The sequence below is a fragment of the Fictibacillus macauensis ZFHKF-1 genome (genome assembly GCF_000269865.1).
In the GTDB taxonomy this organism is placed as follows: domain Bacteria; phylum Bacillota; class Bacilli; order Bacillales; family Fictibacillaceae; genus Fictibacillus_C; species Fictibacillus_C macauensis.
This window is the reverse complement of record NZ_AKKV01000025.1, coordinates 17837-32802: the sequence shown is the minus strand read 5'-3', so window position 1 is coordinate 32802 and position 14966 is coordinate 17837. Positions and strand designations below refer to the sequence as shown.

At 42.4% G+C, this 14966-nt stretch carries 14 protein-coding genes; 10 read left to right on the top strand and 4 right to left on the bottom strand.

The features are described from left to right. Window positions 1-36: 36 nt before the first annotated feature. From A374_RS09440 to A374_RS09430, 3 genes are all read right to left on the bottom strand, one after another. The gene (locus tag A374_RS09440; RefSeq protein WP_007201974.1) at window positions 37-219 is read right to left on the bottom strand and encodes a YtzJ family protein; all 183 of its coding nucleotides are present in this window, start codon (window positions 217-219) and stop codon (window positions 37-39) included. A gap of 123 nt (window positions 220-342) precedes the next feature. Then, window positions 343-846, bottom strand: a complete 504-nt coding sequence (gene ytrI, locus A374_RS09435; RefSeq protein ID WP_007201973.1) for a sporulation membrane protein YtrI — start codon at window positions 844-846, stop codon at window positions 343-345. Between the two features lies 1 nt (window position 847). Next, window positions 848-1177, bottom strand: a complete 330-nt coding sequence (locus A374_RS09430) for a YtrH family sporulation protein (protein WP_007201972.1) — start codon at window positions 1175-1177, stop codon at window positions 848-850. 131 nt (window positions 1178-1308) lie between these two features. Between A374_RS09430 and A374_RS09425 the strand changes: the two genes are divergently transcribed. The 8 genes from A374_RS09425 (at window position 1309) to A374_RS09390 (ending at window position 11986) form a co-directional block, all read left to right on the top strand. Next, on the top strand, window positions 1309-4695 hold the full coding sequence (locus A374_RS09425) for a DNA polymerase III subunit alpha (RefSeq protein ID WP_007201971.1): 3387 nt from the start codon (window positions 1309-1311) through the stop codon (window positions 4693-4695). 214 nt (window positions 4696-4909) lie between these two features. Next, window positions 4910-6148 (top strand): NADP-dependent malic enzyme, encoded by a 1239-nt coding sequence (ystJ, locus tag A374_RS09420; RefSeq protein WP_007201970.1) that lies wholly within the window; start codon window positions 4910-4912, stop codon window positions 6146-6148. Between the two features lie 23 nt (window positions 6149-6171). After that, window positions 6172-6798, top strand: coding sequence for a FadR/GntR family transcriptional regulator (locus A374_RS09415; RefSeq protein ID WP_007201969.1), 627 nt, complete (start codon window positions 6172-6174; stop codon window positions 6796-6798). A 33-nt stretch (window positions 6799-6831) separates the two neighbouring features. Further along, a complete protein-coding gene (gene accD / locus A374_RS09410; protein WP_007201968.1) occupies window positions 6832-7686 on the top strand; it encodes an acetyl-CoA carboxylase, carboxyltransferase subunit beta in 855 nt (284 codons plus the stop codon). Window positions 7687-7688: 2 nt separating this feature from the next. Continuing rightward, window positions 7689-8666, top strand: a complete 978-nt coding sequence (gene accA, locus A374_RS09405; protein ID WP_007201967.1) for an acetyl-CoA carboxylase carboxyl transferase subunit alpha — start codon at window positions 7689-7691, stop codon at window positions 8664-8666. A gap of 117 nt (window positions 8667-8783) precedes the next feature. After that, on the top strand, window positions 8784-9743 hold the full coding sequence (gene pfkA / locus A374_RS09400; RefSeq protein WP_007201966.1) for a 6-phosphofructokinase: 960 nt from the start codon (window positions 8784-8786) through the stop codon (window positions 9741-9743). A 31-nt stretch (window positions 9744-9774) separates the two neighbouring features. Continuing rightward, window positions 9775-11526: a pyruvate kinase gene (gene pyk, locus A374_RS09395; protein ID WP_007201965.1), complete on the top strand. Its 1752-nt coding sequence runs from the start codon at window positions 9775-9777 to the stop codon at window positions 11524-11526. A 64-nt stretch (window positions 11527-11590) separates the two neighbouring features. Next, on the top strand, window positions 11591-11986 hold the full coding sequence (locus A374_RS09390; RefSeq protein WP_007201964.1) for an FxsA family protein: 396 nt from the start codon (window positions 11591-11593) through the stop codon (window positions 11984-11986). Window positions 11987-12045: 59 nt separating this feature from the next. Here the strand turns inward: A374_RS09390 and ytvI are convergent, their stop codons facing one another. Continuing rightward, on the bottom strand, window positions 12046-13140 hold the full coding sequence (gene ytvI, locus A374_RS09385) for a sporulation integral membrane protein YtvI (protein ID WP_007201963.1): 1095 nt from the start codon (window positions 13138-13140) through the stop codon (window positions 12046-12048). Between the two features lie 48 nt (window positions 13141-13188). Between ytvI and A374_RS09380 the strand changes: the two genes are divergently transcribed. After that, window positions 13189-13647, top strand: coding sequence for a DUF441 domain-containing protein (locus A374_RS09380; protein ID WP_007201962.1), 459 nt, complete (start codon window positions 13189-13191; stop codon window positions 13645-13647). A 188-nt stretch (window positions 13648-13835) separates the two neighbouring features. Continuing rightward, entirely contained in the window at window positions 13836-14951 is a 1116-nt protein-coding gene (gene citZ / locus A374_RS09375) for a citrate synthase (protein WP_007201961.1), read from the top strand. Window positions 14952-14966: the final 15 nt, after the last annotated feature.

Here is a 14966-nt window from a genome sequence, read left to right as displayed (position 1 = left end):
AATCGTTCGGTTTTTTTAGTATGTGCCGGTTAACGACTATACTTTTTCGGGGATAAACCAAGAACCAACTTCTGTAACATCTTCGTGAACGGGGATGTTAAGGCGCAACAATTCTTTTTTGATGAGTTCAGCAACTTCGCGCGTTTCGGCAAAAGCAGAAAAGCCTTCTTGGATTTTTTTTACTTGTGCTTGAGCAATTTCTTTTCGATTAATAATCATCTTCATAACCCCCATCATCCACTCTTTTTTCTTTATTTTACGAAAAATTGTATAAAAATGCTATTGGATTGTTAGAATTGTCACAAAACAGTAAAAACAGCCCATAGAAAAATAGGGCTGTGCTTAGCTCTCTGGAACAATTTTCACATGAACTTCCAAAGATGTGTATAAAAATAGATGATCAATGCGCACGCGATAGCTTTCACCATCGAGTTCATAAATTTTATTTTCAATCGCTTTATAGATTAGCGCTCTTGTTTTATGAATGGTATCTAAATCTTCACCGAGCAGATTTTCCAATTGATCTTGGACATCTTCACTAATATGATAAATCTTCAATTGCGACAGAGAGAGTGAAGCGCTTTTGGTTGCAAATACTTTAATGCGCTGAAGGCGCAGCTTCTTTTCATTCTCGGCATTGTTCTTTTCGTACGTGCTTTTCCACTGTGAAATTTGCTCTTTAAGATCATTAATACTTCGCGCTTGCGTATCAATCTTGCGTACATAGTGCTCGACAGTCCAACCGTATTGCAGTAAAAAAAACAACCAGCCGACGAGAAAGCCGAGAAATATTCCTGCTAGAAAGCGTTGATACTCTTTGCGAGAAAAAAACGGTGGAATTCGCATATTAATTCAAATTCTCCTGAGTAAGCCATTGAAGAAGAACCATAGCTGCGTTGGCGCCGGCCATTGCAATAAAAATAATAATAATTTGCTTAATGATTTCATGGGTGGCACCCGTTAAGAAGCTGCGTTCAAAATTGGTAATCGTGTCAAATGTGCCGCCCATTGCCGCCACGATTGCCCATATTTTTAGTTTGCGTGCTAAATCAACCGTTTCCATGAGGGGAGCTTTACCGACAAGAAAGGCTGCTAAACCCCCGATAATAGCGCCGCCGAGAATGACGCCAAAAGCAATGAAAAACGTAATGATAGTAGCAGCTAATGTTTCTCTCATAGGCACCTCCTCCTTACTTCATGTGTATCATCTTGTCCGTAAAAATATGCTAGTTACTTTAGCGGGCGTTTTCTAAAGCGCATAAGGTATACTATAATAAGTAGAAAATGAACGGAAAGAAGTGGTCTTTTTTGGCTTTTGTACCTTTACACATTCATACAGAATATAGCCTTCTCGAAAGCTTTTGCCGCATTAAGCCACTTGTCCAACAAGCAAAAGCAGCCGGCATGAAGGCGTTAGCGATTACAGACAAAGCAAATATGTACGGTGTCATCCCGTTTTATCGCGCTTGCCAACAAGAAGGTATTCAGCCGATTATTGGCTTAGAGGTAAGCTTTCTTTTGCAGCCGCTCTTATCGCCGCGAGATCAGCCTGTTCTTGGAACGCTCTTATTGTATGCGCGAAACGAAACAGGCTATCGGAACCTTTTAAAAATCAGTTCAACCATTATGAGTCATGAGACGACGCCATGGTTACAAAAAGATACGCTTTTACGCTATTGTGAGGGTTTGCTTGCTATTTCTGCGGGAGTAGAAGGAGAAGTTCAGCAACTCTTACTTCGACAGGAAGTACATACTGCGTTAGAAACCGTTCGCTATTATAAAGAAATATTTTCCTCTTATTTTTATTTAGGCATCGAGGACCACGGTCACGCGAAGGAAGGAATGTTAAATGAGACGCTTGTTTCGTTTAGTAAGGAAGCCGATGTTGCTTTATGTGTGACGCATGAAACGTACTTTTTACATGAAGAGGAAGCAGCTGCGTATGACGTATTGCTGGCGATTAAAGAGGGCACGAAAATCGACGATGATCAGCGCCGTGTTCTTCCTTCTGATCGCTTCTATTTTGCGAGCGAAGAAGAGGTAACCGAAACGTTTGCTGCCTTTCCAGAGGCGCTTGCTCAAACCGAGCAGATTGCAGCGCTTTGTCATGTGACGTTAACCTTTGATGAGCAGCTTATTCCACGTTATCCGTTACCAGAGCATACGGAGACGTCGCACTACTTACGTCACTTGTGTGAAGAAGGAGCGCTTGCGCGTTATGGTGAGCTGACAGAAAGAGTGAGAAAGCGCCTTACGTATGAGCTTGATATTATTACGAATATGAAGTTTGCTGATTACTTTCTCATCGTTTGGGACTTTATGCGTTTTGCTCATGAACAAGGAATCCTAACGGGGCCAGGGCGGGGCTCGGCGGCCGGTTCATTGGTTGCTTATTTGCTAGAAATTACAGATGTAGATCCGTTAGCACACGACTTGTTATTTGAGCGCTTTTTAAACCCTGAACGTGTTTCGATGCCTGATATTGATATTGACTTTCCAGATATTCATAGAGATGAAGTGTTGCAATATGTAAAAAGAAAATATGGGCAAGAACAAGTAGCGCAAATTATTACATTTGGTACATTGGCAGCTAAAGCTGCATTACGAGATACTGCACGCGCGCTCAACGTTGAATCTACACTCGTTGATCAACTATCCAAGCAAATTCCATCCCAACCAGGCATGACGTTACAGCGGGCGCTGCAAGAGTCATATGGGTTAAAAAATTTACTAGAAAGCAGTAACGAAGCGGCGACGCTATTTCAGACAGCCCTTGTGCTAGAAGGATTGCCACGCCACGCGTCTACGCATGCTGCGGGTGTAATTATTAGCGCGGGGCCTTTAACCGAGCATACGCCTTTACAGCGCGGTCACGATGGCATTTATTTAACGCAATATAGTATGGAATGGCTTGAAGCACTCGGCTTGCTTAAGATGGATTTTCTCGGACTGCGCAATTTAACGTTGCTTGAAAACATTACTGAGCGCATACGAGAAGGAACGGGAGAGCAGATTGTGCTTGCTTCGATTCCTTTTCATGACGAGAAAACCTTCGCGCTACTCGGGCGAGGAGAGACGTCAGGTATTTTCCAATTAGAGTCTGACGGCATGAGACGCGTACTGCAACAATTAAAGCCAACGGAATTTGAAGATATCGTGGCGGTTAATGCGCTGTATCGTCCAGGTCCAATGCAAAATATTTCTAGTTATATTGAAGGGAAACATGGGACGAAGCCTGTTCACTATTTGCATGAAGCACTTCAACCGATTCTTCAATCTACGTATGGCGTGATCGTCTATCAAGAACAAATTATGAAAATTGCTTCTGAAATTGCCGGTTTTTCTCTTGGTGAAGCCGATTTGCTACGACGAGCTGTTAGTAAAAAGAAGCGCGATGTCCTGGATCAGGAGCGCAAGCATTTCGTAGCAGGGTGTCTTGCCAAAGGATATGAGGAACACATTGCTCACGAGCTTTACGATTTAATTGTTCGCTTTGCCGATTACGGTTTTAATCGAAGTCATGCTGTTTCGTATAGCATCATCTCTTACCAGTTGGCTTATTTAAAAGCGAATTATCCGCTTTATTTCATGGCGGCATTGTTATCGAGTGTAGCGGGTAATCCTGATAAAGTGGCACAATATGTAAGAGAATGTAAAGACCAAGGCATATCTGTGCTTCCTCCATCAATTACAAAAAGTGAAGCTGCCTTTACGGTGGAAGATAGCGGGATACGTTTCGGACTATTTACCGTTAAAAACGCAGGAAATCAGGCCATTCAACAATTGCTTGAAGCACGAGCGCTTCACCCCTTTTCTGATTTATTTGATGTATGTAGCGCGTTAGGTGGGCGTCAGCTGCATCGACGAATGCTAGAGTCACTCATTTTTGCTGGAGCTTGTGATGAATGGGGACGAGATCGTGCTAGCTTGCTTGCTTCATTGGATGAGGCATTATCCTATGGAGAACGGATGCATGATTCCAAGGAAGAAGGGCAATTTGGTCTCTTTCGTGAAGGAGAATCTCTTACAAAGCCGAACTATGTAGATGTACCTCCTTTTGAAGAAGCAGAGCGGTTAAAGTTTGAGCGTGAAGTGCTTGGCTTTTATTTAAGCGGCCATCCGGTGGAAAAGTATCGTCCCTCGATGAAGCGTTATGGGTTAGCGCCAATTTCACATGTAAAGGAAAGCGCACAACGTACGCTTGTCCGCATAGGTATTTTGATAACGAATGCGCGTGTGATTAAGACGAAAAAAGGGGAGCAAATGGCGTTTTTAACTGGTAGTGACGAAAGTGGAGAGATGGAATTCGTTGTGTTTCCGCAAGCATTTAAGGCGCACTATCGTCTTCTCCAAAAAGGAGCGTTGCTCATTGTAGAGGGGCGTGTAGAGCACAAGAATGAAGGCAAGCAAGTGATTTTAGAAAAGGCAACCAGTTTGCTAGATGCAGCTAGCCGTCCGGAGCCGAAAAAGGAAACGTTGTATTTAAAAATCGACGAGGATTCGATTTCAGCACATAAATTGCAACACGTAAAGGAATTATTAGAACATAGTGAAGGTTCTACGCCTGTTATTCTTTATTATGAACGCCAAAATAAGACTGTGAAAATTGGTCATTCCATCGCTGCAACGACGAAACTCCTTTCGGCAATTACCGCGCTTTTAGGAGACGGGAACGTTGTTTTAAAGGGCAATTAATGACTTTACAGCAAGATGTCATCTGTTATAATAAGTAGGTCACTGGTGGTCTGGCCACTAGTAGGTTAATTGTCGTTGGAATTCTTGCACTAAGAGAGAATGCCGCTCACATATGGAAAGGCATACTACTCATAGTTGCTCGCTACATGGACAAAGCATCACCAGACCTTTCAAGATTGCATGACTTGACATAATAAACTCAGGAGATGAAACGATGTCTATATTAAGAGAAGAAGCTTTGCATATGCATCGAGTGAACAAAGGGAAATTAGAGTCTACACCTAAAGTTCCTGTTCGTAACGCCAAAGATTTAAGCCTAGCTTATTCCCCGGGAGTAGCAGAGCCTTGTAAAGATATTTACGATGATCCCGCAAAGGTCTATGAATATACGATGAAGGGCAATACTGTTGCTGTGGTATCTGATGGAACGGCCGTATTAGGTCTTGGAAATATCGGTCCCGAAGCGGCGCTTCCTGTTATGGAAGGAAAAGCAGTTCTATTTAAGAGCTTCGCAGGCGTAGATGCGTTTCCAATTTGTTTAAATACGACAGATGTAGATAAAATCGTGGAAACGGTGAAGCTGCTTGAGCCTACATTTGGTGGAGTGAACCTAGAAGATATTGCTGCACCCAATTGTTTTCTTGTAGAAGAACGCTTGAAAAAAGAAACCAATATTCCTATTTTTCATGACGATCAACATGGAACGGCCATTGTAACAGTAGCGGGTCTAGTTAATGCCTTGAAACTTACAAACCGTACGATGTCAGAAATTAAAGTCGTGGTTAACGGAGCGGGAGCTGCTGGGATTGCGATTATTAAGCTTCTTGATCGCTTTGGTGTAAAAGATATCGTGATGTGTGATACAAAAGGGGCAATTTACGAAGGTCGTCCGTTTGGTATGAACATCGTTAAAAGCGAAGTAGCGAAGTTTACAAATCGCCAAAAGAAAGAAGGAACGCTGAAGGAAGTTATTGCTGGCACAGACGTCTTTGTTGGTGTGTCTGTAGAAGGTGCTCTAACGAGTGAGATGGTAGCGTCTATGAATGAGCAACCAATCATTTTCGCAATGGCGAACCCAAACCCAGAAATTATGCCACAAGAGGCACGTGATGCAGGGGCGATGGTCGTTGGTACAGGTCGTTCTGATTTTCCTAACCAAGTCAATAATGTGTTAGCTTTCCCAGGAATTTTCCGTGGTGCACTTGATGTTCGTGCTACACACATTAACGAAGAGATGAAGATTGCAGCGGTTCATGCCATTGCTAATCTTGTAGCCGATAGTGAGTTAAACCCAGATTACGTTATTCCAGCACCGTTTGATCCACGCGTGGCACCTGCTGTAGCAGCTGCTGTAGCTAAGACAGCGATGGAGACAGGCGTTGCTCGTTTAAAAGTAGATCCTGAGGAAATTGCTGAAAAGACACGTCGTCTCTCTTGGATTGATAAAGAATAGGTTGTCAGAAGGGGGCAAAGACATTGTCAATTGCTTCTGAAAAAGTTTATGTAGAGATTTTACGTAAGTTAAAGACGATTATTCAAGAAGGCGGTTTGCAAGCAGGAGACAAGCTTCCGTCGGAACGAGTGCTAGCACATCTCGTACAAGCAGGTCGTTCTTCTGTACGAGAGGCATTGCGCTCTCTAGAGCTGCTCGGCTTAATTGAAACGAAGCGAGGCGAGGGGACGTTTATTCGTCCGCCTTCTCAGCATCGACTCGTTGAAGTGCTCGCATCCTTCGTTTTACATGACGACGCAACTGTTAAAGACTTGTTGCAAACACGGGCAATGGTCATTAAAGAATGCTTATCTCTTGGCGCATACCGTATGACAAGAGAGGATGAGCAAGCGTTAACCAACTTGCTCACTTCAATGAAAGCAACAGAAGATACTGTGCTGCGATCAACCCTTTCTTTACAATTTCAAGAAAGTGTTATTGGAATGTGCGGAAATCAACTTCTCTATCGACTTTGGGTCGAGTTAACAAGCTATGAAGCTTCTTTACCAATAGGTTCAGCGTTCCTTGATTATGATGAGTGCATGCAGTTATTGCAGCATTTGAAGAACAAGGATAGCGATGAAGCATGGAGAATTTTTTCTCGTACATAGCAGCAAATTAGTACAACAAAGGGTGGTGTTATTTTGTTAAAAGATTTTTTCGCTAAAAAGAAGAAATATGCCACAATACCAACTGAAAAAATGAAACAAGAAGTGCCAGAAGGTCTGATGTCGAAATGTCCAGACTGTAAGCACATTATGTATACGAAAGAATTAAAGAAAAATCTTCTTGTATGTCAATCCTGTGGCTACCATTATCCGATGCCTTCTCATGAACGCATTGAAAGCTTGATTGATGAAGGTACTTTTCAAGAACTTGATCGTGAATTAATTTCCGAAAACCCGCTAGGCTTTCCAGGGTATTTAGAGAAACTTGACAGCGATCGTAAAAAAACGAATATGAATGAAGCTGTTTTGACGGGTGAAGGTAAGATTAATGGTTATCCAGTCGTTGTGGCAGTCATGGATTCTAGGTTCCGTATGGGTAGTATGGGATCGGTCGTTGGTGAGAAAATTACGCGTGCGATTGAGAAAGCGATCGAGAAGAAGACGCCGTTTATTATTTTTACAGCATCGGGTGGTGCGCGTATGCAAGAAGCGATCTTAAGCCTAATGCAAATGGCAAAAACGAGCGTTGCGCTCCGTCGCTTGAGTGATTGTGGGCAGCTTTTTATCTCTATTATGACGCACCCAACAACAGGTGGGGTTTCGGCGAGTTTTGCGTCCGTAGGGGATTATAACTTTGCTGAACCAAAAGCATTAATCGGCTTTGCCGGTCGTCGCGTTATTGAACAAACCATTCGTGAAGATCTTCCAGAAGACTTCCAAACAGCAGAATTTTTGCTAAAACACGGTCAACTTGATAAAGTTATTCATCGAGAGGACATGAAAGATACGTTAACAACCGTACTGAAAATCCATTTAGGAGGGAGAGAATAGTCATGGCAGGAGAGCTAGAATTTGAACGCCCAATGGTAGAACTAGAAAATAAGATTGCTGAATTGAAAGCGTTCATGGAAGAAAAGAGCATCGATCTAACCGATGAGATTACAAGGCTTGAGGATCGTCTCGCGTCGTTGCAAAATGATACGTATGAAAACATGAGCCCGTGGGATCGCGTCCTTGTTGCTCGTCATCCTGAGCGTCCGACGACCCTTGATTATGTCTCTCACTTGTTTACGGATTTTATTGAATTGCATGGTGATCGCCTTTACGGCGATGATGAAGCGATCGTAGCAGGTATTGGCTTGTTTCATGATCAGCCGGTTACCGTTATTGGTCATCAACGCGGTAAAGACACGAAAGAAAACATCCGCCGTAATTTCGGAATGCCACATCCAGAAGGCTATCGTAAAGCGCTTCGGTTAATGAAGCAGGCTGAGAAGTTTTCCCGTCCAGTTGTTTGCTTAATTGATACGAAGGGTGCCTTCCCAGGAAAGTCTGCTGAGGAACGTGGCCAAAGTGAAGCGATTGCTCGTAACCTCGTAGAAATGGCTGGTCTTACTGTACCTATTATTTGTATTATCATCGGCGAAGGCGCTAGTGGTGGGGCCTTAGCCATTGGTGTTGGTAACCACGTTCATATGCTTGAAAATGCTTGGTATTCGGTCATTTCTCCAGAAGGAGCAGCCTCGATTTTGTGGAAAGATGCAACACAAGCAAAAGTGGCAGCCGAATCAATGAAAATTACAGCTCCAGACTTAAAGGAGCTAGGTGTCATTGATGAAATTATTCCAGAAGTGAAAGGTGGCGCTCATCACGATGTGAAAGAGCAAGCCATTCGCATTGATTTTGTGTTGAAACGATCATTGGAAGAACTTTCAAAATTAAGTGAAGCAGAGCTGGTGCAACAACGTTACGAAAAATACAAAAAAATGGGACAATTCACGGTTGAAAACGGTTCCATTGTGATGAAATAAGAAATGTGCTTTCTCCTATGTGGGAGAGCGCATTTTTTGTCTTTTGTTGTCTATTGTGCTCGACTTTTGAACATGATATTTTAATAAGATGAGAATACTGGAGAGGTGGAAGGAAACATGAAACGAATTGGAGTCCTTACAAGTGGAGGAGACGCGCCAGGGATGAACGCTGCCATTCGTGCTGTCGTACGTAAAGGAATTTATCATGATTTAGAAGTTTATGGAATCTACAACGGTTATGCTGGACTTATTGAGGGTAATATTACTAAACTAGAGCTTGGTTCTGTTGGCGATATCATTCATAGAGGCGGTACAATGCTTCGTACGGCGCGCTGTGAAGAATTCAAAACACCTGAAGGACAAGCGAAGGGCATCGAGCAATTAAAAAAGTTTGGCATTGAAGGTCTTGTAGTCATCGGTGGCGATGGTTCGTTTCAAGGAGCATTGAGACTGACAGAGCAAGGCTTCCCAACCATTGGTTTACCGGGCACGATAGATAACGATATTCCAGGTACAGATTTTACAATCGGTTTTGATACAGCTCTTAATACGATTATTGAAGCTATTGATAAAATTCGTGATACAGCAACAAGTCATGACCGTACGTATGTGATTGAGGTTATGGGTCGAGATGCTGGTGATCTTGCCCTTTGGGCAGGGTTAGCAGATGGCGCAGAATCCATCTTAATTCCAGAAGAAACGCATGAAATGGAACAAATCATTGAGCGTTTAAATCACGGTCTTGAGCGCGGTAAGAAACATAGTATCATTATCGTCGCTGAAGGGGTTTGTAGCGGGCTTGAAATTGGAAAGCAAATTCAAGAAAAAACAAAACTAGATACACGTGTAACTGTACTTGGCCACATTCAACGTGGAGGTTCGCCATCAGCCTTTGACCGCGTGCTTGCGAGCCGCTTAGGCGCAAGAGCTGTAGAGCTTTTGCTAGAAGGGAAAGCAGGCCGTACTGTTGGTGTGCAAAATAGCAAACTCGTGGATCACGATATTCAAGATATTTTAACAAGTAAACATACACTTGATTTGAATATGTATCGTCTATCTCAAGAACTATCGATCTAAAGAAAAATGAACAGAAACACAGGAGGCAATTATGCGTAAAACAAAAATCGTTTGTACAATTGGACCAGCAAGTGAAAGTATTGAAAAGCTTACACAATTAATGGAAGCGGGCATGAACGTCGCTCGTCTTAACTTCTCACACGGAGATTTCGAAGAGCACGGAGCGCGTATTAAAAATATTCGCATCGCAGCTGAAAAGCTTGGTAAAACCGTAGCCATTCTTTTGGATACGAAAGGACCTGAAATTCGTACTCAAACGTTAGAAGGCGGCGTCGCTGAACTAGTAGCGGGACAAGAACTTGTTATTTCCATGGAGGAAGTAATCGGAAATGAAAAGAAAATTTCTGTTACATATCCTGGACTTGTAGATGATGTTCGCGTTGGCTCAAAAATCTTGCTTGATGATGGCTTAATTGAGCTTGAAGTAATGAATGTTGGACAAAAAGAATTAACAACAAAAGTATTAAATAGCGGAACGTTGAAAAACAAAAAAGGTGTTAACGTGCCAAACGTGAGCGTGAAGCTTCCAGGTATTACAGATAAAGATGCAAAGGATATCGAATTTGGTATTGAACAAGGCATTGACTTTATCGCAGCTTCTTTCGTTCGTCGTGCGACAGACGTGTTAGAAATTCGTGAAATTCTAGAAAAACACCAAGCACAAAGCATTCAAATCATCCCGAAAATTGAAAACCAAGAAGGTGTGGAAAACATCGATGAAATTCTTGCGGTTTCTGACGGTTTAATGGTTGCGCGTGGAGATCTTGGCGTGGAAATTCCAGCTGAAGAAGTACCACTCGTTCAAAAAATGTTGATTAAAAAGTGTAATGAGCTTGGCAAACCAGTTATTACAGCAACACAAATGTTAGATTCTATGCAACGTAACCCACGTCCTACACGTGCAGAAGCAAGTGACGTAGCCAATGCCATCTTTGATGGAACGGACGCAATTATGCTCTCAGGAGAAACAGCGGCAGGAACGTATCCAGTTGAAGCGGTACAAACGATGCATAAAATTGCAAGCCGTGCAGAAGCAGGTCTTGATTATCGTAGTATTCTTTCACAGCGCAGCAAAGAAAGCAAAACAACAATTACAGATGCTATTTCTCAATCGGTTTCCTTTACAGCATTAAACCTTGAATCTGATGCAATCTTAACGGCGACAGAGCGTGGTTTCACAGCACGTATGATTTCTAAATATCGTCCGAAAGCACCGCTTATTGCTGTTACAAGCCATGAAGATGTCATGCGTAAATTAGCGCTTGTCTGGGGTGTGTATCCGGTTCGTGGCAAGAAAGCAGAAACAACGGATGAAATGTTCCAAGTAGCGATTGAATCTTCACTAGCTAGCGGTCTTGTTCACCATGGCAGCGTGGTCGTGATTACAGCGGGCGTACCTGTAGGGAAAACAGGATCTACCAACTTGCTAAAAGTTCATGTAATCGGTGATGTACTTGCAAAAGGGCAAGGAATTGGTCAACAATCTGCTTCAGGCCGAGTGGTTGTTGCAAGAAATGCAGCTGAAGCAGAAGCGGTAACAGCGGGAGATATTCTAGTAACGATTGGAACAGATCGTGAGATGATGCCTGCAATTGAACGTGCTGGCGCAATTATTACTGAAGAAGGTGGCTTAACTAGCCATGCAGCGGTCGTAGGTGTTAGCCTTGGTAAACCAGTTATTGTTGGCTTGCAAAACGCAACAACACTGTTAACGACAGGTCAAGAAATTACCGTAGATGCATCAACAGGTGATATCTATGATGGGCATAAAAACGTTTTATAATTTATAATACGAAGAGAAGGAGAAATCCTTCTCTTTTTTTTAAAGTGAAGTGGAGGGCGATAGGTTGAGAGCGCTAGTGCTTTTTTTTCTAATCGTGTCAGTAGGTGAAATCGCAATCGCTGTATGGATTGGTCATTTGCTTGGCGCGCTGCCGACGATTGCCATCATCGTCATTACAAGTTTTTTTGGTGCCTGGCTTGCAAAGCGCCAAGGATTACACGTAGTGAAAAATGTGAAACAACAGCTCCAATATGGTCAGGTGCCAAGTCAATCGTTACTGGATGGACTTTGTATCGTTCTAGGGGGCTTGCTTCTACTCATCCCAGGTTTTTTAACAGACGTTGTTGGGTTGCTGTTACTCTTTCCACCAACGAGAGTGCTCGCTAAAGTGTGGGTTGTAAAGTATGTAGGCCAAAAGATAAACAAAGGTGCTCATCGTGTGCACATTAAGCGTTCCTAGCATAATAGGAAAAAGAACGACGGTTAGGAGTGCTACTCTCACCTTCGTTCTTTTTTCACTTATTGCCCTTTAATAAATTGATATAGTTCTTTAAAAAAGTTCGCTTGATGAAGGGCGCGTAACAACACGAGAAAAGCTGGTCCAACAATTAAACCAATGAAACCGAACCATTGATAGCCAACAAATAAGGCAATGAGCGTTGCTAGGGGGTCTAAGCCAATGGTTGATGATAAAATTTTCGGCTCTGCTACTTGGCGTTGGATAATAATCACACCGTATAAGATGGAAAGACCAATGGTTAAAGGATAGTTGCCTGATAGAAAGGTATACGCAATCCACGGAACGAACGCTACACCTGTTCCTAAGTACGGCAACAAATCCACTACCCCTATGAGAAGTGCAATCGTAATGGCGTACTTTACACGCAGAATCAGCAATCCAATCAGCACGATGATCGCCGTAATCGAAATTAAGGTAAGCTGTGCTTTCGCAAAGCCAAAGAGCGCCTTTCGAAGTTCGATATACACCGTGCGGGCGCTTTTTGCCCATTTTTCAGAAGCCGTTTTTGAAAGGTAGCGTGAAAAGCGGTACCAATCTTTAGACATGAAAAAGGCTGCTAATAGTGAGAAAATAAAAGTGGTAACGAGCGTAGGCAACTGCACGAACAGCCCCGATAAAGCATTAATTAAAGAACTAGCTGCCTGTGAAATGGAAGAACCAAGCTTTGCGCCGAGCTCATTAATTGTTTTCATAATCGTATGTTGGTGGGAGTCATCGAGCGCGCTAAACATTTTACTAATGTCATTATAAATGGGTAAGATTTTCGTAGAAAAAAATGTTTCTAAATAATAAATAAGATCATTGCTATAGGTTGGCAGGGTATGGGCAAGATAGGATATACCTGAAAAGAATTCTCGAAGCAACAAAAGAATCATGCCTGCGACGATGGCAATTAAGAGTAATAATGCTGTACAGACAGCGGCCGATCGCGGGAAACGCCCCTTTTCTACGAGAAAATTAACAAAAGGATTAATAATCATGGCGATGATGGCGCCAAAAATAAACGGATACGTCACTTTCGATAAATAAAAACATAAAATAAACACCACACCCGCGGTAACAACAACGAGTAAAAAACGGAGTAACCGCTGCATCTTTATCTCCCCAATTCTTTAAATGTTGAAAGAAGGTTTTAAAACGCTATGCAATCATACTTATTTTTAATTGCGCTATTACTGATCGCACTTCTTGCAAAAAATCAGTCGCTAATCATTGCCATTGCCGTCTTGCTTGTCCTTAAATTCACCGGGCTTGGCGATAAATTATTTCCGATCGTATCGCAAAAAGGAATTAACTGGGGTGTAACGATTATTACCATTGCTGTACTCGTACCCATTGCAACTGGAGAGATCGGTTTGAAGCAAATGCAGGAGGCTGTCAAATCTTCATTTGCCTGGATTGCGCTGTTTTCAGGAATTTTTGTAGCACTCATTGCATCCAAAGGGTTAATTCTTTTGCAAAATGATCCTCACATCACGGCAGCGCTTGTAATTGGCACGATTCTTGCTGTCGCGCTCTTTAATGGCGTGGCTGTCGGACCGCTTATTGCGGCTGGAATTGCTTATGTTGCCATGAAAATTGTCGAATATTTTAACAGTTAAAGAAGTAAAAAGGGCTTTTCCATTCACAAAGCTCTTTTTTTTGTTTATAATTAACTTGTATGTACTACTTCCTTTAAATAGTCTGCATTTCTTTTATTTAGAAATGTAAGCTCTTACTTATAAGGATTACTTGGTTTTGTGCTTTTCTATTAAAAGGAGAAAGAGAATTAGGAAAGGGAGAGATAACCATGACAGCAACAAGAGGATTAGAAGGGGTTGTCGCTACGACCTCATCTGTAAGCTCCATCATCGACGATGTATTGACTTATAGAGGGTATAGCATTGACGACTTAGCAGATTTCGCAACATTTGAGGAAGTCGTTTATTTGCTTTGGAACGAAAAGCTTCCAAATGAACAAGAATTAGCACAGCTTAAAAAAGAGCTAGCAGCAGCATCCGCTGTTTCTGATGATTTACTTAACCATTTGAAATCGCTTCCTTTGAAAAATGTGCATCCAATGGCAATTTTACGCACAGCTGTATCAATGCTTGGCATGTATGATGCGGAAGCGGAGGATATGACGAAAGAAGGCAATATGCGTAAAGCAATTCGCCTACAAGCGCAAATGTCGACGGTTGTAACAGCGTTTGCACGCATTCGTGATGGCAAAGATCCTGTTGCACCACGCACCGATTTATCCTTTGCAGCGAACTTCTTGTACATGTTAACGGGAGAAGAGCCGAAGGAAGTAGCAGTTGAAGCGTTTAATAAGGCACTTGTTCTTCATGCTGACCATGAATTGAATGCGTCTACATTTACAGCACGTGTAGCTGTTGCGACACTTTCTGATATGTATTCTGGTGTTACCGCTGCAATTAGCGCACTTAAAGGACCACTTCACGGTGGTGCAAATGAGCAAGTTATGAAAATGTTGAGTGAAATTAAAGAAGAAGATCAAGTGGAGAGCTACTTACAAAAAGCACTTGAGCAAAAACAAAAAATTATGGGCTTCGGTCACCGCGTCTACAAAAACGGCGATCCTCGTGCAAAACATTTGCGTGAAATGTCTAAACAACTAACAAAAATGACGGGAGAAGAAAAGTGGTACAACATGTCTGTGAAGCTTGCTGAACTTCTTGGAAAAGAAAAAGGCTTGCTACCAAACGTTGACTTCTATTCTGCAAGCGTATACCATAGCCTTGACATCCCACATGATATCTTCACACCAATCTTTGCGGTAAGCCGTGTATCTGGTTGGATTGCGCACATTTTAGAGCAATATGATAACAACCGACTCATCCGTCCACGTGCGGATTACACAGGACCTGCTATGCAGAAGTACATTCCTGTAACAGAACGTTAATCCTTTAAAGGAAAA

Coding starts and splice junctions, on each gene's coding strand:
- A374_RS09440 (WP_007201974.1), bottom strand. CDS start 219: ATGATTATTAATCGAAAAGAAATTGCTCAAGCACAAGTAAAAAAAATC.
- ytrI (WP_007201973.1), bottom strand. CDS start 846: ATGCGAATTCCACCGTTTTTTTCTCGCAAAGAGTATCAACGCTTTCTA.
- A374_RS09430 (WP_007201972.1), bottom strand. CDS start 1,177: ATGAGAGAAACATTAGCTGCTACTATCATTACGTTTTTCATTGCTTTT.
- ystJ (WP_007201970.1), top strand. CDS start 4,910: ATGTCTATATTAAGAGAAGAAGCTTTGCATATGCATCGAGTGAACAAA.
- accA (WP_007201967.1), top strand. CDS start 7,689: ATGGCAGGAGAGCTAGAATTTGAACGCCCAATGGTAGAACTAGAAAAT.
- pfkA (WP_007201966.1), top strand. CDS start 8,784: ATGAAACGAATTGGAGTCCTTACAAGTGGAGGAGACGCGCCAGGGATG.
- pyk (WP_007201965.1), top strand. CDS start 9,775: ATGCGTAAAACAAAAATCGTTTGTACAATTGGACCAGCAAGTGAAAGT.
- ytvI (WP_007201963.1), bottom strand. CDS start 13,140: ATGCAGCGGTTACTCCGTTTTTTACTCGTTGTTGTTACCGCGGGTGTG.
- A374_RS09380 (WP_007201962.1), top strand. CDS start 13,189: ATGCAATCATACTTATTTTTAATTGCGCTATTACTGATCGCACTTCTT.
- citZ (WP_007201961.1), top strand. CDS start 13,836: ATGACAGCAACAAGAGGATTAGAAGGGGTTGTCGCTACGACCTCATCT.